Source organism: Bacteroidota bacterium (assembly GCA_018816945.1).
Taxonomy (GTDB): domain Bacteria; phylum Bacteroidota; class Bacteroidia; order Bacteroidales.
Map to the genome: position 1 here is coordinate 1 of JAHIVC010000065.1, position 19673 is coordinate 19673.

Consider the following 19673-nt stretch of genomic DNA (forward strand, 5'->3'; position numbering starts at 1 on the left):
GGTTCACTAAGTGCTCAAAGAAATAATACAGGAAACCTTCAATTACCCTCGTTGTGTTCGTTGTGCCTTCTTAGTGTTCGTTGTGTCCAAATATTTTCAGGGTCACAAAGATCACGAAGGGTTCACTAAGTGCTCAAAGAAATAATACAGGAAACCTTCAATTACCCTCGTTGTGTTCGTTGTGCCTTCTTAGTGTTCGTTGTGTCCAAATATTTTCAGGGTCACAAAGATCACGAAGCTTGCACAAAGTGCTCAAAGAAATAATACAGGAAACCTTCAATTACCCTCGTTGTGTCCTCAACCCTTTACCTGGTATTTCAATTTTTTTTATCCTCGCTATTCACGAATCGATCTTACCTTTGCTACATGAAACGCATCGCCATCTTTGCCTCCGGTAGCGGCACCAATATGCAGCGCATCACGGAATATTTTGCCGGAAATCCCGGCGTGGACATTAGCTTGCTTGTGTGCAACAAGGCCGGTGCCGGTGTCATCGACAGGGCAAAACAGCTTGGCATCCCCCACAAACTGATCGACCGCCAGTCTTTTTACGGATCCGCTGCACTCAGCGAAGAACTCATCTCGCTACAGATTGACCTCATCGTGCTGGCCGGATTTCTCTGGCTCATCCCCGACCCCCTGCTGAAGGCCTTTCCCGACCGCATCCTCAACATCCACCCTGCCCTCCTGCCCAAATACGGCGGCAAAGGCATGTATGGCATGAAGGTGCATGAAGCCGTAATCGCTGCCCGGGAAACAACATCGGGCATCACCATCCACCTTGTCAATGCGCACTACGACGAAGGCACCATACTGTTTCAGGAAAACTTTGCCCTTGCCGGTGACGAAACCCCCGAATCGCTGGCCACCCGCATCCATGCCCTCGAATACCAACACTTTCCCCTTGTCATCGAGAAATACCTTTTTGGGTTAACGGTTTAACGAATTAACGGGTTCATGTGGTGCGGTGAAATTCAAAAATTCAAACTCCGCCCGAAGGGACTTCTCGCGGAAATTCAAAAATTCAATAATTTTGAGTCTTTGCCTAAGGACTTATGCCGATACCGCGACTCTTGTAGCATGGTGCTGGTAATTCCCTTTAAATCGTTGAGTCGTTGAATCCTTGAACCGACCGAAGGGAGCTCAGCGTAGCTAATCTTCTCCCCTGTTTTTTTTTCGTTAACAAAAAAATAACGCCCAAAAAATTTGCGTTTTACAAAAGCATGAGTAAATTTGCTACTCGAAAACACAACCAACAGCAATGGCGACATTGCCAATTGGCATAACCAACGCGCGCACCATCATGCTTGAAGCCCTGATTACTTCCAAGACACGGATTAAACTGATGTTGAAATTCTTTCTCAACACCAGCGCCCGTGGCTATCTGCGGGGGCTCGAAACAGAGTTCGGCGAAAGCACCAATGCCATCCGCCTCGAGCTGAACCGCTTCGAACAGGCCGGACTGCTCACCAGCAGCACCGACGGCATGCGCAAAATGTTCCAGGCCAACACCAGTCACCCCCTCTTTGCCGATATCAACAGCCTCGTGCGCAAATACGTGGGCATGGACGAGCTCATCGAACGCGTCCTCAACCAGCTGGGGCAGCTCCACGAGGTCTTCCTCATGGGCGACTTAGCCCTCGGCCTCGACAGCGACGAGATGAACCTCCTCATCATCGGTGACGACATCGACATCGACTACCTGCAACAGCTCTGCACCAAAGCACAGAAAATGATCGCCCGCAAAATTGGTTACCTGGTTTTCACCCCGGAAGAATTCAGCCAGCAAGAACCCAAAATCAACAAAGAACGTCTCCTGCTGGTCTGGCAAAAAGAAGACTGAGCCCGTAAAACGCTCGTCTCCTCAAGGCACACTGCTTCAGTTCCTTACAAAAATGTAATGGGACTTAGAAGGCGAAAGCGCGTCCCGAAGGGACGCTTAATTCAAAATTTCTAATTCCGAATTCAAAATTGAAGCCTACAATAAATTAGACAATCCTGCTATAAATTATTCAAAATTCCTGATTCAAAATTATCTTACAAAACCCCAATTCGGAATTCCTTCGGTCCCGAGAGGAGGCACGACGATTCGGGGCTATAGTCCCGAGAGCGCAGCGATTCGGGATTGAATCTTGAATCTTGAATTTTGAATCTTGAATCTCGAATCTTGAATTTCAAATCTCCCCCATGAAATATTCTTCTTTTGAGGAACTTCCAATTTGGCAAAAAGCCCGAACCCTGTCAAAGTTCGTCTTTGAGATCACGTCTGAAGAACCATTCAACAAAGATTTTCGCTTTCGTGATCAAATAAGATCTTCGGCGGGATCAATAGCTGATAATGTTGCTGAGGGCTTCGAACGCAGCGGCAACAAAGAATTCATCCAATTTCTCTATATAGCAAAAGGATCTTGTGGCGAAACCCGTTCGCAATGCTACAGAGCATTTGATAACAATTACATTACAGAAGAAAAGTTAAGTGAGATGATAAATCAAACAAAAGAAATATCATCAGAAATATCAAACTTTATACAATACCTTAAGAAATCAGGGCTTAAAGGAAGCAAATACATCTGATTACAAAATTCAAAATTCAATTTTCTGCTCGGTTGATCACCTCGCAGAAATTCAAAGATTCCGCTTTTCCTAAGAAAGACCCAACCCATGTTAATCCCAAAATCCAAATTCTTGAATCTTCGAATCCTTCAGTCCCGAGAGCGCAGCGATTCGGGATTGAATCTTCGAATCTTTGAATCTTTGAATTCTTGAATCTTGAATCAAAAAACATTTTACCCATGAAAAATATCGCCGTCATAGGCCTCGGCTACGTCGGCCTTCCCCTCGCAGTTGAATTTGCAAAAAAACGCCCTGTCGTTGGCTTCGATATCAAGCCGCAACGCATCAAAGAATTGAACGAAGGACACGATCCCACGCTGGAAGTCTCTGACGAAGACCTGAAGTCCGTCCACATCACCTTATCTCCCTCAGACGCTCAGACACTCAGTCACCCTGTCAGCAACAAAGGCCTCCAAATAACGAACCAGCTCGACGACATCCGGGATTGCCAAATCTACATCATCGCCGTCCCAACCCCCACCGACAAGAACAACCGTCCCGACCTCACACCCCTCGTGAAGGCCTCCGAGACCGTGGGCAAGGTGCTCAAGGATGGCGACATCGTGATCTACGAGAGCACCGTCTATCCCGGCGCTACCGAAGAAGACTGCGTGCCGGTGCTCGAGAGCGTCTCAGGAAAGAAGATGAACGAACATTTCTTCGTGGGCTACAGCCCCGAACGCATCAACCCGGGCGACAAGGTACACACCCTCACCACCATCAAGAAGGTCACAAGCGGCAGCACACCCGCGATAGGAGAGGAGGTCGACGCCCTCTACAAAGAGATCATCGTAGCCGGAACGCACTTAGCGCCCAGCATCAAGGTAGCCGAAGCCGCCAAGGTGATCGAGAACTCACAACGCGACATCAACATCGCTTTCGTGAACGAACTGAGCAAGATTTTTCACAAAATGGGCATCGACACCTTAGAAGTGCTCGAAGCCGCCGGAACCAAATGGAACTTCCTGCCCTTCCGTCCGGGTTTGGTAGGTGGCCACTGCATCGGTGTTGACCCATACTACCTCGCCCAAAAAGCGCAGGAAGTTGGCTACCATCCCGAAATCATCTTGGCCGGACGCCGCCTCAACGACGGCATGGGCGCCTATGTGGCAGGCGAAGTGGTGAAGCTGCTGCTCAAAGCCGGCAAACCGGTGAAGGGCGCCAAAGCCCTCATGCTGGGCATCACCTTCAAGGAAAACTGCCCCGACATTAGAAATACAAGAGCAATTGATATTTATAACGAACTACTTTCCTTTGGGATGGAGGTAGATGTTTATGACCCTTGGGCTGACATTCATGAAGTTCGTCATGAATATGGAATTAACATCTTGTCTGAATATCCAAAAGAAAGCGGATACGGAGCAATTGTGCTTGCGGTAGCGCACAATGAATTTCAACAAATAGACATGCTTGGTCATAAGGATCAGGGTACCATCATATATGATGTGAAGGGAATCCTACCGAAGGAAGTTGTAGACGCAAGACTTTAGTAGGAGAACAGATTACAGTGAACAGATTACAGTGAACAGTGTACAGTGAGCAGCGAACGGTGAACGGCGAACAGTTACTTTGCTGACCAACAATTATCGAAATGGTTGAATCAGGAAGCGTTTTACAGGAAAAGAGTTTTGAGTTTGCAATAAGCATCATACAAACGTACAAACGACTTGTTGAAACGCATAAAGAATTTGTGCTAAGTAAACAATTGTTAAAAGCTGGTACTGCTATCGGAGCCCTCATACGAGAAGGTGCTTACGCCCAGTCAAAAGCTGACTTTGTTTCAAAACTGTCTATCGCGTTAAAAGAGGCCAATGAAACAGAATATTGGCTACTCCTTCTGAAACAATCAGACTACCTAGATGAATCAAAGGCAACTGAACTCATCGATAAAAATAAAAGCTTAATTAGAATGCTCATCTCATCAATTAAAACCGCAAAAAGCAATCTTAATAAGTGAACAATGAACAAAGAACAGTGAACAACGGATAATGTCAAAAATGAAACTTGTCCAACTGATCACTTTCAAAATTTTACAAATCACTATACACTAATCACTGCAAACCATTCTCTGTTCATCGTACACTGTACACTAAACGACCCCTGGGCAGATCCAAAAGAAGTGAAACATGAATACGGACTGGATATCCTCACCGATTACCCGAGCCAAAACGGCTACGGAGCGATAATACTGGCTGTTGCGCACAACGAGTTTCAGAAAATAGACATGTCCGCACATAAGAACGATGGAACAATCATCTACGATGTAAAAGGCATTCTACCGAAGGATGTTGTGAGTGCGAGACTCTAAAATTCAAAATTTAATATTCCGAATTCAAGATTCCAAATCTTCAATAAAAAGGTGCAGCCCCCTATGTACTGTAACAATCCTAATCTTGAATTTTGAATCTCTTTAGTCCCGAGAGCGCAGCGATTCGGGAAGGAATTTTGAATCAAAAACAACTTACTATTTTTTACAACAAGCCCAATCTTTGAATCTTGAATCTTTGAATCTCGAATATCAAACCATGACGCACAAACATATAACAAACATCGCCTGTATCGGAGCCGGATACGTCGGAGGCCCCACCATGGCCGTGATTGCACAAAAATGCCCCGAAATAAAAGTTACTGTGATTGACATCAACCCACAACGCATTGCCGACTGGAATGATGAAAACCTGGATAAGCTTCCGATCTATGAGCCGGGCTTAAAAGAAGTAGTCGCCGTAGCCCGTGGCAGAAACCTGTTTTTTTCTACAGACGTGGACAGCGCCATCCAAGAAGCCCAGATGATCTTCATTTCCGTGAACACCCCCACCAAAACCTACGGCAAGGGCAAAGGCATGGCTGCTGACCTAAAATACGTGGAGCTCTGTGCCCGCCAGATTGCTGAGGTGGCAACAGATGACAAAATCGTTGTAGAAAAATCCACATTACCCGTAAGAACCGCACAAGCCATTCGTTCTATTCTGGATAATGTGGGCAATGGCGTAAAATACCAAATCCTTTCCAACCCTGAGTTTTTAGCTGAGGGCACTGCCATACAGGATTTGCACAATGCCGACCGTGTTTTGATTGGTGGCGACCACCATACGCTTGAAGGACAAGCGGCCATGGATGCGCTTGCTGATATTTATGCACACTGGCTGCCTAAAGAAAGAATTCTGCAAACTAATGTGTGGTCTTCTGAACTTTCAAAACTCACGGCCAATGCATTCCTTGCACAGCGTGTATCTTCCATCAATGCCCTGTCAGCTTTATGCGAGAAGACGGGTGCTGATGTGGAAGAAGTAGCTCGTGCAATCGGTTCGGATAGCCGCATCGGTTCAAAATTCCTCAAGACTTCTGTAGGTTTTGGCGGCTCGTGCTTCCAGAAGGATATTCTTAACCTGGTTTATATATGTCGCAGTCAGGGTTTGCCGGAAGTAGCCGATTACTGGGAACAGGTGATTATCATGAACGATTACCAAAAGCGTCGTTTTGCCGAAAATATCATTAGTACTTTGTACAATACGGTTTCGGGAAAGAAGATCGCTTTTCTGGGTTGGGCGTTTAAAAAGGATACCAACGACACACGCGAGTCCGCTGCAATTTATGTGGCCTGGGAGCTTTTACTGGATAACGCAGAGATACATGTATATGACCCCAAGGTAACCAAAGAACAAATCATCAAAGATCTAAACTACCTCGCTGAGCAAAACCTGGAGTTTTCGGCCATTAAAGACCAAATGCTGGCGAACCTGATTGTGCACAATGATCCATACACGGCGATGGATAAGGCTCATGCGGTTGCTATTTTGACGGAGTGGGATGAGTTTAAGTCGTACGATTGGCAAAAGGTTTATGACAATATGCTTAAACCGGCTTTTGTGTTTGACGGAAGGAATATTTTAGATGTGAAAAACTTTATAAAGATAGGGTTTAAAGTTTATCAGATAGGTAAATCAGAATCAGCATTTTCTTGAGATACCTGATATACCTCTTATTTTATCGAAATAAGTTCGCGCAATCCATCTTTTTAAATCCTTTTTAAAAAAATAGAATTTGGAAGTAAAAATTACGGTTATTGGAGCTGGAGTCATTGGTCTTGCTGTAGCTGCTGAATTATCTAAGCTACATGAAAACATTTTCGTGCTGGAAAGACATACAAAGTTTGGTCAGGAAACTTCAAGCAGAAATAGTGAGGTGATTCATTCCGGCATCTATTATCCGACAGACTCATTGAAAGCAAAACTTTGTGTTAAGGGAAACAGATTACTTTATGATTTTTGCATAGAAAATGATATTAATCATTTGAAATGCGGTAAGCTAGTTGTGGCAACCAATAAAGAGGAAGAAGTAGTACTAGAAAAAATATTAAATCAATCTATACTTAATGGCGTTTTTGATGGTCAATTAATCTCTCAAGATGAAGCTTATAAATTAGAACCAGAAATATATTGCACAAAAGCAATCAATTTTCCATCCAGCGGTATTATTGATACGCATGGATTAATGAAAAAACTTGAAGCAAAGGCTCAACAAAATGGTGTATCTTTTGCCTATAATTCGGAGGTAATAAAAATTGAGAAGATTGAAGACGGATATACAATAACTGTAAAAGAAGAAAAAGATTTGTTCTCGTTTACTTCTGAGTATGTAATAAATGCAGCTGGATTATACGCTGACCAAATAGCCATCTTGTCAAACACCTATCAACCAGCATACAAGATTCATTATTGGAAAGGCGAATATTTTTCTGTTGGTAATGGGAAAAACAGGAATATTAATCATTTAATCTATCCAGTTCCGCAAAAGAATAATGTTGGTTTAGGGGTTCATGCAACACTGGATTTGAATCGTGGAATGAAACTTGGACCTGATGCAACTTTTCTGTCAAACAATGACCCAGAATACAGCGTTGACAAAAAGAAAAAAAAGGCTTTTTATGATGCAGCTAGAAAGTATTTGCCTTTCTTAGAGTTAGAGGATCTGCATCCTGATCAGGCGGGTATAAGACCTAAATTGCAGCTGCCAAGTGACCCAATAAGAGATTTTATTATAACGAATGAAAAAGAAAAAGGACACCCAAATTTCATTAATCTAATGGGGATTGAAAGCCCGGGATTGACTGCTTGCTTGGCAATTGCATTGAAAGTAGGTGATATACTGCATAATAGTATATTGGACCAACATTGAAGAAATAGACCTTCATTATTTTTTAAATATTTATTATTGTAAATAATTACTTAAGATGTTTAATAACAAAACTCTTCTAATTACAGGTGGCACTGGTTCTTTTGGAAATGCAGTACTGGATCATTTCCTTAAAACAGATATTGGTGAAATAAGAATTTTTTCACGCGATGAGAAGAAACAGGAGGACATGCGCCTTCATTACAGAAATGACAAACTTAATTTTATCATCGGAGATGTACGTGATTTTGATAGCATAAATAATCCGATGAGAGGTGTGGACTTCGTTTTTCAAGCGGCTGCATTAAAACAGGTTCCATCTTGTGAATTTTATCCGCTACAAGCTGTAAAGACAAACATTTTAGGTTCAGAAAATGTATTGGAAGCTGCTGCAAGAAATGGAGTTAAGAAAGTTGTTGTACTCAGCACAGATAAGGCTGTTTACCCCATTAATACTATGGGAATGACTAAAGCCCTTATGGAAAAATTAGCTATTTCTAAAGCACGAGATCCACGAATGCACTCGAATAATGGTGTAATCTGCGCAACAAGATATGGTAATGTAATGGCTTCCCGAGGTTCAATCATACCTCTTTTTATAAGTCAAATTAAGGAAGGTAAGCCCTTGACGATAACTAATCCTGATATGACCAGATTTATGATGTCTTTACCCGAATCGGTAAAATTGGTATTATTTGCATTCAACAACGCCAACCCTGGTGACATATTTGTACAAAAGTCACCTGCTGCAACTATTCTTACTTTAGCTCAAGCTATTAAAGAGATTTTTAATGCAAGCAACGAGATACAGATTATAGGACCAAGACATGGAGAAAAAATGTACGAAACTTTATGTGGTAAGGAAGAAATGTCTAAAGCAGAAGATTTAGGTGAATTTTATCGAGTCCCGGCTGATATGAGGGATTTAAACTATACCAAATATGTTCAGACTGATGGACCAAATCTTGTGGATGAAGAGTATAACTCGGATAATACAAGAAGATTAAATGTCGAAGAGCTTAAAGCGCTACTGCTTACTTTGGATTATGTTCAAAATGAATTAAAAGGTTAAAATGATACCATTAGTTAAGACAAATATTCCAAGAAAGGAATTACTTTTACCCGAACTTGAAAAAGTATTGTATAGCGGTTATGTAGCACAGGGTGAACAGGTTGAACACTTTGAAAGGGCTTTTGAAAAACATATTGGCGCTGGCCATTCCCTTAGTCTGAACTCAGGAACAGCAGCCTTACATATAGCACTTATCTTGGCAGGGGTTCAAAAGGATGATGAGGTAATATCAACAGCACTTACTGCTGAGCCAACCAACGTGGCTATTAAAATGGTTGGAGCAAAAATTCGTTATGCCGATGTAGATTTTCAAACCGGTAACATTTCCCCTTCTTCAATTGAGTTGAACATTAACGAAAAAACCAAAGCCATAATGGTGGTTGATTATGCCGGAATACCAGTAAATGTTCCTGCCATACAGGCGATATCAAAAAAATATAATATTCCTGTTATTCATGATTCCGCACATGCTTTGGGGGCAAAGTTTAATGGTTTTAAAACAGGTAATCATTTCCCATACACCGTTTTTTCATTTCAGGCCATTAAGCAACTTACCACGATTGACGGCGGAATGTTACAAATTCATAATCAGGATGAGTACGAAAAAGCAAAGTTAATCCGATGGTTTGGCATTGATAAAACAAATACCCGGCTCGAAAACAATATCCAGTTTCAGGGATATAAATACCACATGAACAATGTGAATGCAACAATTGGTTTAGTTCAATTAAATGAGATTCCTAAGATTTTAGACGCTCATATCGAAAACGGCCAGTATTTCGATAAGCATTTAAAAAATACATCTGGAGTTGAATTGATAGCGTATTATCCTGGTAGTGAACCTGCTTATTGGCTTTATACGCTAAAAGTTGAAAATCGTGAAGGTTTTATCAAAAAAATGGAAGAAATTGGCGTTATGGCTTCTGAATTGCACAAAAGAAACGACTGGCATAGCTACCTAAATGATTTCAACGCTCAATTGCCTAATCTGGATAAATTTTATCAAAAAATGGTACACCTACCCTGTGGTTGGTGGCTTAATCCCGAAGCACGGGAATTAATTGTTGAAACGATAAAAAAAGGCTGGTAAGTGATTCCTTTGTATAAACCATACATGCCCGAAAGCTTGCCTGAATTGAATAATATCCTTCAATCAGGAGCACTCTCATATGGCAAATGGGGGCGAAAATTTGAAGAAAAACTGGGAGAATTCATTGGTAGCACCAATATTGCTGTTGTTAATTCATTTAATTCAGCCATGCTCGTTGCATTAGCAACGCTTGGTGTAAAAGCCGGTGACGAAGTGATTGCCTCACCAATGAGTTGCCTGGCATCCAATCAACCCTTCGCTACTATTGGTGCAAAAGTGGTTTGGGCTGACATTGATCCTGAAGTCGGCACACTTTGTCCTTCAAGTGTAAAACAAAAAATCACACCCAAAACGAAAGCTATTTTCCATAACCATTTCTGCGGATATCCCGGATATATTGATGAAATCAATGAAATTGGAAAGCAATATGGCGTTTATGTAGTTGATGACGCCATTGAAGCCTATGGGTCAAAATATAAAGGCAAGATAATTGGAAATACCGGAACTGACGCAACAGTTTTTTCTTTCCAAACCGTGCGTTTGCCTAACACCATCGATGGTGGAGCTGTAAGTTTTAAAGATGATATGCTTTTTGAAAAAGCAAAACGTATTAGAGATTATGGAATCCGGCGCGAACTTTTTCGCGATGAAAATGGAGAAATATCAAAAAACTGTGATATTACTGAGCCTGGATATGGAGCGACCCTTAGTGAAATAAACAGCTACATTGGTTGTGTTCAGATGGAGTTAATCAGTAAATTAGTGGATAAACAAAGGGAAAATGCAAAAACCTGGCTTGAAATGATAAAGATTCAAAATCATTCGATATTGGATTTGCAAAAATCATTTCAAAATCCAAACTTTTGGGTTTTTGGAATTTTAGCATCTAATAAAATGGAGGTGCTCAAGTATTATCGCGAAAAAGGGTTCTACGCATCAGGTGTGCATTTAAACAACAATGTCTATAGCGTTTTTGGAGATCAAATAAAATTGCCAGGAGTAACCAAATTCTACAATTGTTTTCTGGCACTACCGAGTGGGTGGTGGGTAAAATCTGAACAAATTTCTTAATCAAGAAAAATATGAAAGTCATTTTCTTAGCCTATCGGAAATGGGCACTGGATGTTTACCCTACGGTGGCAAAGCATCCCAAAGTTTTAGAAATAGTTTTATGTAAAACCCATGAAGATCTTATTAAACTTCCTTTATTTGAGTATGATTTGATAATTTCATGCGGTTGGAGCGAAGAACTGGGACCTGAGATTGTAAGCAAAGTTCAAGCTATTGGAGTACATTGCGCCGAACTCGACAGATACTCATATGGCACACCTATTCAGCTTCAAATCATTGATGGAATAACACGGTCCAAACACCGTATTTTCTCATTCACTTATGATGAAAACTCATCCAGAGCGCATACACATAATCGACTCTTCTCACATGAAGTAGATTTAGATCTCACGGGTAATATGGATGACATTCTGGAACAAATGACTGTTACCAGCAAAGCTTTGTTCAATATGTATTTGAATGATTTTCCCAACATTCATTGGCGTGAATGGCCTGCTGAAGAAATAGTAAGACCCAAAAGAAAGCCTGAAGATAGCAAACTAAGTAAAGAGCAATTAGTTAATATGACAACTGAGGAGTTGTATAATTTTTTCAGATGTCTGGAAGAACCCTATCCAAATGGATATATTGAGGATGAAAAGGGAAAACTTTACATTAATCGTGTAACTTTTAAAGCCAAATAAGATGAAAAAATTAATAATCTTAGGTGCTGGGGGGACAGCATTTGATCTAATTGATATAGCACATGCTATGAACAAGATAAACCCTACCTGGAACATTTTGGGCTATCTTGATGATAATCTTCAGTTGCATGGCCAGACTGTTTATGGATACCCCGTTCTAGGTTCCATACCTGATTCTAGTAATTATCCTGATGCTTTTTTTGCTTCTTCAATTGGAGATGCTTATAGGCCTGGATTGAGAAAATTAGTGCGAGAAAAGGTTACTTTCTCCAATGAACGATTTGCATCTCTTATTCATCCAACTGCTGTAATTAGCGAAACGGCAACTATTGAACCGGGAGCGGTAATTTATGGAAATGTAATACTATCAAGCATGGTGAAAGTAGGTCATGATGTATTTTTATGTGGTAACACGTTCTTAGGTCATGAGTGCGAAATAGGTAATCATTGCGTACTTTCAGTTGGCAACTTTTTAGCGAGCGATGTAAATATTGGTGATTGTTGTTATTTAGGGGTGGGTGTGATGATAAGACATCAAATTTCAGTAGGTCATAATAGCTTAATTGGAATGGGAACAAAGGTAATCAAGGACGTCCCACCACATACAAAACTGATAAACAGACTAGAAAACATTTATACCGAATTATCTTAGGTTTTCATGAATAAAACTAAGGTTTCTATTATTGTTCCTGTGTTTAACATGGAGGCTTATATACAAAGATGTATTGACTCCATTGTTGGGCAAACATATCAGCATCTCGAAATCATTCTTATAAACGATCGCTCAGTAGACAGTATTTCAATTATAGTTGAAATATTAAGTACAACAGGATAATATTGAACAACAAAAATGGATTGTAAACTTTGTTTTAATGCGTGGCACTTTCTGGCTTAACGCATGGTCAAAGAACTATTGCTTTATAATCAGAATACAACCTAAAATAAATTGACGAAAAACAGTCTTATTAAGAACTGGTCTTACCTATTGCTTTCTGATGTTTCGCAGGCAGTGATCGGTTTCTTCGTGTTTATGTTTCTTGCCCGCAAACTTAATCCGGAAGGGTATGGAACATTAAATGCTTTATTAGCATTGGCTTCATTGTTTTCCATATTCGCAATGAATGTAAGTGCTAACCTGGTTATCTCAAGAGAAATTACGCTAAGGCCGAAAACAACAGCAGGTATTTTTATGATTACCTTTCCAATTAGGATGGTATCGCTGGTCATTTCAATTTTGGCATTGGTTTTTTATGAAACGTGCCAGGGAGAGAGAAATATAGGGTTAATAAGCAATCTTATTCTTTTCATTGATGGAATTTGGATAATTGAAAATAAAATTACACAATAATTTCTATTTTTGGGAATACACCCCTCCAACTTGCCAGATTTCAGAGGCAGATCACCTCTGCAGCATCAAATAATACATGGTCTAACAAAAACCAAAGTCACATTAATGACTCTATCACCTGACAAAATAGATGCGGGCGATATATGGCTTAAGGAGGATTTAGACTTATCGGGTGATACTATGAATGATGTTTTTGAAAATTTAATCACAAGTTCTACTAAACTTCTTTACTCATTCTTTAATGAATATCCGAAAATTGAGGCTACAGAACAAAATATCAAGAATGGAACATACTTTAAAAGGCGCAAACCAGAAGAAAGTAAATTATCTAAAGAGGACTTCGCTAACAAAACCTTAAAAGAAATTTATAATTTTATAAGAAGCTTAACAGATCCTTATCCAAATGCATACCTTGAAGATGAATTTGGCAATAAGCTGGTTTTTAAAAATGTGACTTACATAACAAAATCCAATGACTGATTCATTTCGTATATTAGTTTCAATTATTATACCTGTTTACAATTCTGAGTAATTTTTAATGAAATGCTTGAATTCGGTTATTCAACAAACATATCAGCATCTCGAAATCATCCTCATAAACATTGGCTCAACAGACAATTCACTAAATATTATTGATGAATATAACTCTAAAGTTAGCCGTAAATAAGCTAAATGAAAATTCATATCTATTTAGAATATGGCAGCAGAGAATCAAAAAGGAAAAGGAATTTTTTAATGAAAAATTATGATTTCATTAAGCATTAGAATAATCAATGGAAAAGATTAAATTAGCATTTAAAAGCCTTTGGTTTTCATTTCTTTTATTTTTACCGGATGAGTATAGTAAATTCAGAGTAAGTTATTATAACTCGAAAGGATGTAGAATTCACAGAAAAACCTCTATTTCACCTAATGTAAGAATACGAGGAAAATTCGAAATGGACGAAGGAAGCTCTATCGCTCAAAACTGTTCAATATCGGGAGAGAGTGTTGGTGTTTACATAGGGAAAAATGTTATGATTGCCCCAAATGTTGTTATTATTGCATTTAACCATGGATACAATGAAATTGATGTGCCACTGGTTAAGCAGCGAAATACTGAGGCGCCTGTTTATATTGAAGATAATGTATGGATTTCTTCAAATTGCTCTATTGGCAAAGGCGTAAGAATTGGAACAGGTTCGATTATTGCTGCGAATTCTTTTAACAATAGAGATATTCCAGCATATAGCATTGGTGGTGGTGTTCCTGCAAAAATAATCAAGGCACGTTCATGATTAAAAATATTATAGCTAACTTTATAGGAAGATTTTGGAGTGTTCTTTCAAATTTTCTATTTATCCCGCTTTATATTGAGCTATTGGGATTTGAAAGCTATTCGTTAATTAGTTTTGGACTTGTTATTGCAGGATTAATGGCTGTGTTGGATTCAGGATTAACTGCTACACTTTCACGGGAACTAGCACGTTCTGATCATAGTTTAACTGAAAAAGCAAGAACATTCAAGACACTGGAGTCACTATATTTTATTATTGCTTCACTTGCGATCCTCATTGTTATCACTTTTTCCAATTTAATAGCTAATGATTGGATTACATCCGATTCATACACACCTACCGAGGTTGCTCTTTTTATAAAGATTTTAAGTTTTGACATCGGTTTTCAGTTACTAATACGTTTCTATTTAGGGGGGTTTATAGGACTGGAACAACAGGTAAAGTCTAATTTGCTTCAAATGTCATGGGGGATAGCTCGCAATGGACTTGTTGTGCTCACTTTACTCATAACTCCCAGTTTGAAACTGTTTTTTATATGGCAAGCTGCATCAACCGTTATATTCGTCATTTTATCAGGTTTATTACTTCGCAAGGAAATAAATGGTAAATATTTCAGTGGTATTATCAAGATTGAAAATCAGGTTTTAAAGAGGATATGGAAATTTGCAGGAGGGATGCTTTTAATTTCTCTTGTAGCAGCCCTGAACACACAGATGGATAAGCTAGCTATCAGTAAACTATTACCCATTGAAAGCTTAGGATATTATACACTTGCAGTATCATTATCTATGGGAATACTGATAGTTGTAAACCCAATTTCTATTGCAATTCTTCCTAGGTTAACAAGCTATTTTACATCTAATCTTTTATCAGAAGCAGAAATTCTATTTAATAAAACTCATATCATAGTTACATTACTAGTATTCTCCTTAATGACTAATATTTTTAACTTTAGTTATGAACTAATTTGGCTATGGACAGGGAAAAACGAGTTAGCATTAGAAAGTCATTTTCTTTTGAAGGTAATATCGATAGGAGTATCGTTTCTTGCTCTACAAATTATACCTTTTAACATAGCTATTGCGAATGGATACACTAAGTTAAACAATATTATGGGCATAATAAGTTTAGTGCTAACACTTCCTGGTTATTGGCTTATGACTGCGCATTATGGTGCAATTGGAGCGGCTTATGTGTATTGTATTGTTCAGGTTACCATTACACTCTTATTCATATATTTTATTAATAAAAAGTTTTTTGCAAATAACAATTTAAAAAGCATTTTTTTAAAACCAATAATACTTCCACTATTTATTACGCTTATAATAGGCTACTTATTTTCATTCATACCTGATTTTATAAGACTAAACCGGTTCTACGCTTTAATATGGATTGGGTTTTCAATAATAATGACTTTTATAGTGACAACTCTTATGCTTATTCCACGTGCTGAAATACGAATTTTGAGCAAACAACTGAAATTTATAAAATAATAATATGAAGCCATTATTAAGCATAGTTATACCAACTAAAGACAGGTATGAGTATCTCTTAGAACTATTGCTGTTTTTTATTAGGGTTGAAAGAGACGATTTCGAAGTAATCGTTCAGGATAATTCTAAAGATAACATTAAAATAGTTGAATTTTTAGAGAAGCATAATCAGAAACGAATAAAGTACTTTTATAATGGAGAACATCTCTCGGTTGTTGAAAATGCTGATTTAGCTGTTGCAAACGCTATTGGCGAATATGTTACCATGATTGGTGATGATGATGGAATTTCGATGAAGCTTATTGACTTTCTTAAGAAGATGAATTCCAAGTATGATGCCTATCTTTTTAACAAGCCTACTTATATATGGCCAGATGTAACACATCGATATCACAGTTCAAATTTTTCAGGAACTATTACTATCAAAGAGTTCAATGGACAAATCGCAGATCTAAATGTTGACGAAATTATTGCTAATGTGTTAAAAGTTGGCGGAACACGAATTCTGAATCTTCCTAGAGTCTATCATGCAGTTATTAAAAGAAGTGTTATGGATTCACTTCGGCAAACAGCTGGCACATACTTTCCCGGTCCCAGCCCTGATATGGCTAATGCAATTGCAATAAGCAATTTCGTTAAAAAAATGGCTTACGTAGACATCCCATATATTATATCTGGAACCTCTGTTAAAAGTACTGCAGGTGCAGGAGCGATAGGTAAACATATTGGGGAGATTAAAGATCAGGCATTTTTACCTAAAGAGACCAGTGCTCTTTGGTCAAAAAATATTCCATATTATTGGTCAGGAACAACCATATATGCAGCGTCTACAATCAGAGCCCTGGAGTCACTTAATAAAATCATTTTACTTAAAAAAATGAATTTATCCTTTTTGTATGCCAGTTGTCTGGTTTTTGACAAAGGAATGAGAAAGCGTATACTTAATACCATTTGGGGCAAATTTGGTTTCAGTAGAATCGACTGCTATATTAAATTAATTTACTACTTATTTGAAATTTATATCCTTCGCGTCAAAATTTATGTAAGAAATAAGGTGCTTTCAAAAGGCAAAAGGAACAACAATTATCAAAATCTCACAGAAATAATGTCAATCGGTTACGCCATTAATACAATCGATTCATTGATCAGTGAATATGAAACCGGGAGCAAATAAAAATGAGAGTTCTAAGTTTCATACAAGTGCTAACCGTAATTCTACTAATACTATCAGGAATGTTAAAACGGTATGTTAATCTTCCAGTGGATTTTACACTTTTAACTTTTATAATTGCACTATTAGCTTCTTTTCTCAATAAGCCAAGTATTAGCTCTAAAGTATTAAATGTTTTACTGTGGATAATACCGTTCAGCATTTTCTATCTGATTACTATGGTTTATTCACCTAGCAACACCTATTCCCTATTGAAAGCTGGTAAATTGTTAATGAGTATATTAAGTTTATTTATTGTCACAATCATATTTAGTAAAAAAAACTCATTTATATATTTTAGAGCAATATTTAAAATCGTATATGTAGCTTTGGTTACTATACTAACATTTTTGTTTGTCACAGGTCAGTTTAGTACTTTTTTTATCACAGGTGATCTTTTACTAGCACCTGACTACTTATCAATATCAACATTTTTAGCCACCTCATTATTTTTGTATTTAAAAGATAGAGGTTTCTTTATTAATACTGTAAAAATTCTTAGCTTGTTAGCTATATTACTTTTAGGTGGTCGTGGCCCATTCGTTATTACTGTTATATTGCTTTTGATTTATTTTGCTAAAATGCTAATTAGAGGAAGTTTTATTAGAAATTTAATAATCTATTTCATCGTTATTGCAGGATTATTTATTTTATCTGTTGAGTTATCATTACATGAACGCACTTTTGAAAGATTAGCATCGTTAATAGAAGATCCAACAGATTCTTATCTTAATCCAAGATATCCAATGTGGGTCTTTGCTTGGGAAAGTTTTCTTGAGAAACCAATTTTTGGTCATGGTTTGGGTAGCTTTGGCTTATACTATCTTAATGTCGATATGAGAGCATATCCTCATAACCTAATACTTGAAATTCTATTTGAAGCGGGCGTGATTGGTTTAATCTTAGCAATTATTTTTGGTGGTCGTGTCTCTAAATATCTCAAAATTAATAATATTGCACTAGAATTGAAACTAATTCTGTTTTTCTTTCTGTTAGATTTTATGAAATCTAACTCCATTGAGGATTTAAGAGTCTTTTTAATTTGGATAGGAATCATTTTAATGAGTAATATAAGCACCGAAGAATGTGTTAACCATACAGCTAAAGAAAAGTTAGAAAGTATTTAATTAGAATTATGATAACAATAATTGATTATGGAGCAGGTAACATACTGAGCATAAAAAACATGATAAAAAGGATTGGTGGCAGCTGTTTAATTACAAGCGATCCCATTGAAATCGAAAAATCCAAAAAACTTATCTTGCCAGGAGTCGGAAATTTTGACTTCGGAATGAACAATCTGCTTAAGAATAACCTCGTGGAATCCTTAAATAATGCTGTTCTTCAGTATAAAACACCTATTCTTGGCATATGCTTGGGTGCGCAATTGATGTGTGCTTCATCAGAAGAGGGGATAAAAGATGGGTTAAACTGGTTTAATGCTCGTGTTATTAAATTTGAGAAGGAGCAGCTTCAGAGCAATCAAAAGATTCCTCATATGGGTTGGAATTTTTTAACTTTACAAAAGAATAGCAAATTGTTTGAGGGTTTTACTGATAAACGCTTTTATTTTGTCCACAGTTATCATTTTTTAACCCATGAAGCTTCAATCAACCTTACGAAAACTATATATGGTTATGAGTTTGTGTCTGCTATGGAAAGAGATAACATTTTTGCTGTTCAATTCCATCCTGAAAAAAGTCACAAATATGGCATGAAATTGATGGAAAACTTTATTAATTTATGATCCTCCCCCGCATCATACCCACCCTTCTGCTTTACGACGAAGGAATTGTAAAAACGAAAAGCTTTAAAAACCCTGTGTATCTTGGTGATCCGATAAATGCAGTACGCATCTTCAATGAAAAGGAGGTAGATGAGTTAGTTATTGCTGATATTGCGGTAACAAAAAATGGAGGAGACCCTAATTTCAAATGGATTGAGGAGATAGTAAGTGAAGCTTTTATGCCCATTGGGTATGCGGGTGGTATTAGTAATCTCGATACCATAAAAATGCTTTTCAATCTGGGAATTGAAAAGGTCATTCTTAACAGCTTTTCATTCGATTACGATTTAATCACAGAAGCAGCGAAGATATACGGTAACCAAAGTATCGTTGTATGCATTGATGTAAAGAAGACTATACTTGGAAATTATAAAATATACACACATTCAGGACAACAAAAGCAATCGACAGAATTGCTGATGCATGCAAAAAAAGTTGTAGAGGCAGGCGCTGGTGAAATAATTATTCAATCAATTGATAAAGAGGGAGCAATGAGTGGGTATGATATAACATTAACCAGAAATGTTGCTGATAGTGTCGATGTTCCCATTGTTGCTTTGGGTGGTGCATCATGCATGAAGGATATGGAAGAAGTAATTAAGCAGGGAGGTGCCTCAGCAGCGGCTGCGGGAAGTATTTTCGTTTTCAAAAGTAAGGAACGGGGGGTTCTGATTAATTATCCCTCAAAAACAGAAATAGCTAATCTTTTTATGAATGAATAGTAATCAGAATTATCAAAGATGCACTAGATGCATTATGGATACAACCGACAGCAAAATTATCTTTGATTCAATTGGTATTTGTAATCATTGTCATAGATATGACAATCTTTTATCATCCCGAATACATCATGAA

Annotated in this window: 21 protein-coding genes and 1 pseudogene; all 22 read left to right on the top strand. The window is 38.1% G+C overall.

What is annotated here, in order from left to right:
* Positions 1 to 366 precede the first annotated feature (366 nt).
* The 22 genes and pseudogenes from KKG99_09875 to KKG99_09980 all read left to right on the top strand — a co-directional run bounded on the left by KKG99_09875 (position 367) and on the right by KKG99_09980 (position 19540).
* Positions 367 to 942, top strand: a complete 576-nt coding sequence (locus KKG99_09875; GenBank protein MBU1013304.1) for a phosphoribosylglycinamide formyltransferase — start codon at positions 367 to 369, stop codon at positions 940 to 942.
* 361 nt (positions 943 to 1303) lie between these two features.
* Positions 1304 to 1843, top strand: a complete 540-nt coding sequence (locus tag KKG99_09880; protein MBU1013305.1) for an ArsR family transcriptional regulator — start codon at positions 1304 to 1306, stop codon at positions 1841 to 1843.
* A gap of 344 nt (positions 1844 to 2187) precedes the next feature.
* Entirely contained in the window at positions 2188 to 2574 is a 387-nt protein-coding gene (locus KKG99_09885; protein MBU1013306.1) for a four helix bundle protein, read from the top strand.
* A gap of 218 nt (positions 2575 to 2792) precedes the next feature.
* A complete protein-coding gene (locus KKG99_09890; protein ID MBU1013307.1) occupies positions 2793 to 4103 on the top strand; it encodes a nucleotide sugar dehydrogenase in 1311 nt (436 codons plus the stop codon).
* A gap of 101 nt (positions 4104 to 4204) precedes the next feature.
* Complete coding sequence (locus tag KKG99_09895) at positions 4205 to 4570, top strand: four helix bundle protein (protein ID MBU1013308.1); 366 nt, start codon at positions 4205 to 4207, stop codon at positions 4568 to 4570.
* Positions 4571 to 5138: 568 nt separating this feature from the next.
* Positions 5139 to 6578: a UDP-glucose 6-dehydrogenase gene (locus KKG99_09900; protein MBU1013309.1), complete on the top strand. Its 1440-nt coding sequence runs from the start codon at positions 5139 to 5141 to the stop codon at positions 6576 to 6578.
* Between the two features lie 79 nt (positions 6579 to 6657).
* On the top strand, positions 6658 to 7791 hold the full coding sequence (locus KKG99_09905; protein MBU1013310.1) for an NAD(P)/FAD-dependent oxidoreductase: 1134 nt from the start codon (positions 6658 to 6660) through the stop codon (positions 7789 to 7791).
* A 55-nt stretch (positions 7792 to 7846) separates the two neighbouring features.
* The gene (locus KKG99_09910) at positions 7847 to 8860 is read left to right on the top strand and encodes a polysaccharide biosynthesis protein (protein ID MBU1013311.1); all 1014 of its coding nucleotides are present in this window, start codon (positions 7847 to 7849) and stop codon (positions 8858 to 8860) included.
* A 1-nt stretch (position 8861) separates the two neighbouring features.
* Complete coding sequence (locus tag KKG99_09915; protein ID MBU1013312.1) at positions 8862 to 9950, top strand: DegT/DnrJ/EryC1/StrS family aminotransferase; 1089 nt, start codon at positions 8862 to 8864, stop codon at positions 9948 to 9950.
* A complete protein-coding gene (locus tag KKG99_09920) occupies positions 9951 to 11021 on the top strand; it encodes an aminotransferase class V-fold PLP-dependent enzyme (GenBank protein MBU1013313.1) in 1071 nt (356 codons plus the stop codon).
* An 11-nt stretch (positions 11022 to 11032) separates the two neighbouring features.
* Positions 11033 to 11704, top strand: a complete 672-nt coding sequence (locus tag KKG99_09925) for a hypothetical protein (protein MBU1013314.1) — start codon at positions 11033 to 11035, stop codon at positions 11702 to 11704.
* Position 11705: 1 nt separating this feature from the next.
* The gene (locus KKG99_09930) at positions 11706 to 12356 is read left to right on the top strand and encodes a hypothetical protein (protein ID MBU1013315.1); all 651 of its coding nucleotides are present in this window, start codon (positions 11706 to 11708) and stop codon (positions 12354 to 12356) included.
* Positions 12357 to 12362: 6 nt separating this feature from the next.
* Positions 12363 to 12539: a glycosyltransferase family 2 protein gene (locus KKG99_09935; protein ID MBU1013316.1), complete on the top strand. Its 177-nt coding sequence runs from the start codon at positions 12363 to 12365 to the stop codon at positions 12537 to 12539.
* Between the two features lie 111 nt (positions 12540 to 12650).
* The gene (locus tag KKG99_09940; GenBank protein ID MBU1013317.1) at positions 12651 to 13052 is read left to right on the top strand and encodes an oligosaccharide flippase family protein; all 402 of its coding nucleotides are present in this window, start codon (positions 12651 to 12653) and stop codon (positions 13050 to 13052) included.
* Positions 13053 to 13082: 30 nt separating this feature from the next.
* The gene (locus KKG99_09945) at positions 13083 to 13532 is read left to right on the top strand and encodes a hypothetical protein (GenBank protein MBU1013318.1); all 450 of its coding nucleotides are present in this window, start codon (positions 13083 to 13085) and stop codon (positions 13530 to 13532) included.
* Positions 13525 to 13719, top strand: a pseudogene (locus tag KKG99_09950) (glycosyltransferase). The gene KKG99_09945 and the pseudogene KKG99_09950 overlap by 8 nt, the downstream one beginning before the upstream one ends.
* A 106-nt stretch (positions 13720 to 13825) precedes the next feature.
* Positions 13826 to 14329, top strand: coding sequence for an acyltransferase (locus tag KKG99_09955; GenBank protein ID MBU1013319.1), 504 nt, complete (start codon positions 13826 to 13828; stop codon positions 14327 to 14329).
* Positions 14326 to 15822: an oligosaccharide flippase family protein gene (locus tag KKG99_09960; GenBank protein ID MBU1013320.1), complete on the top strand. Its 1497-nt coding sequence runs from the start codon at positions 14326 to 14328 to the stop codon at positions 15820 to 15822. The genes KKG99_09955 and KKG99_09960 overlap by 4 nt, the downstream gene beginning before the upstream one ends.
* Before the next feature lie 4 nt (positions 15823 to 15826).
* On the top strand, positions 15827 to 16996 hold the full coding sequence (locus KKG99_09965; GenBank protein MBU1013321.1) for a glycosyltransferase family 2 protein: 1170 nt from the start codon (positions 15827 to 15829) through the stop codon (positions 16994 to 16996).
* A 59-nt stretch (positions 16997 to 17055) separates the two neighbouring features.
* Complete coding sequence (locus tag KKG99_09970) at positions 17056 to 18159, top strand: O-antigen ligase family protein (GenBank protein MBU1013322.1); 1104 nt, start codon at positions 17056 to 17058, stop codon at positions 18157 to 18159.
* Positions 18160 to 18167: 8 nt separating this feature from the next.
* Positions 18168 to 18779 (top strand): imidazole glycerol phosphate synthase subunit HisH, encoded by a 612-nt coding sequence (gene hisH, locus KKG99_09975; protein MBU1013323.1) that lies wholly within the window; start codon positions 18168 to 18170, stop codon positions 18777 to 18779.
* The gene (locus tag KKG99_09980; protein MBU1013324.1) at positions 18776 to 19540 is read left to right on the top strand and encodes an AglZ/HisF2 family acetamidino modification protein; all 765 of its coding nucleotides are present in this window, start codon (positions 18776 to 18778) and stop codon (positions 19538 to 19540) included. The genes hisH and KKG99_09980 overlap by 4 nt, the downstream gene beginning before the upstream one ends.
* Positions 19541 to 19673 lie beyond the last annotated feature (133 nt).

What these genes read in the sequence shown, in the direction of transcription:
- KKG99_09890 (MBU1013307.1), top strand. Translation starts at nt 2,793, where the DNA reads ATGAAAAATATCGCCGTCATAGGCCTCGGCTACGTCGGCCTTCCCCTC.
- KKG99_09980 (MBU1013324.1), top strand. Translation starts at nt 18,776, where the DNA reads ATGATCCTCCCCCGCATCATACCCACCCTTCTGCTTTACGACGAAGGA.
- KKG99_09960 (MBU1013320.1), top strand. Translation starts at nt 14,326, where the DNA reads ATGATTAAAAATATTATAGCTAACTTTATAGGAAGATTTTGGAGTGTT.
- KKG99_09910 (MBU1013311.1), top strand. Translation starts at nt 7,847, where the DNA reads ATGTTTAATAACAAAACTCTTCTAATTACAGGTGGCACTGGTTCTTTT.
- KKG99_09930 (MBU1013315.1), top strand. Translation starts at nt 11,706, where the DNA reads ATGAAAAAATTAATAATCTTAGGTGCTGGGGGGACAGCATTTGATCTA.
- KKG99_09885 (MBU1013306.1), top strand. Translation starts at nt 2,188, where the DNA reads ATGAAATATTCTTCTTTTGAGGAACTTCCAATTTGGCAAAAAGCCCGA.
- KKG99_09875 (MBU1013304.1), top strand. Translation starts at nt 367, where the DNA reads ATGAAACGCATCGCCATCTTTGCCTCCGGTAGCGGCACCAATATGCAG.
- KKG99_09955 (MBU1013319.1), top strand. Translation starts at nt 13,826, where the DNA reads ATGGAAAAGATTAAATTAGCATTTAAAAGCCTTTGGTTTTCATTTCTT.
- KKG99_09970 (MBU1013322.1), top strand. Translation starts at nt 17,056, where the DNA reads ATGTTAAAACGGTATGTTAATCTTCCAGTGGATTTTACACTTTTAACT.
- KKG99_09915 (MBU1013312.1), top strand. Translation starts at nt 8,862, where the DNA reads ATGATACCATTAGTTAAGACAAATATTCCAAGAAAGGAATTACTTTTA.
- KKG99_09900 (MBU1013309.1), top strand. Translation starts at nt 5,139, where the DNA reads ATGACGCACAAACATATAACAAACATCGCCTGTATCGGAGCCGGATAC.
- hisH (MBU1013323.1), top strand. Translation starts at nt 18,168, where the DNA reads ATGATAACAATAATTGATTATGGAGCAGGTAACATACTGAGCATAAAA.
- KKG99_09925 (MBU1013314.1), top strand. Translation starts at nt 11,033, where the DNA reads ATGAAAGTCATTTTCTTAGCCTATCGGAAATGGGCACTGGATGTTTAC.
- KKG99_09880 (MBU1013305.1), top strand. Translation starts at nt 1,304, where the DNA reads ATGCTTGAAGCCCTGATTACTTCCAAGACACGGATTAAACTGATGTTG.
- KKG99_09965 (MBU1013321.1), top strand. Translation starts at nt 15,827, where the DNA reads ATGAAGCCATTATTAAGCATAGTTATACCAACTAAAGACAGGTATGAG.
- KKG99_09935 (MBU1013316.1), top strand. Translation starts at nt 12,363, where the DNA reads ATGAATAAAACTAAGGTTTCTATTATTGTTCCTGTGTTTAACATGGAG.
- KKG99_09895 (MBU1013308.1), top strand. Translation starts at nt 4,205, where the DNA reads ATGGTTGAATCAGGAAGCGTTTTACAGGAAAAGAGTTTTGAGTTTGCA.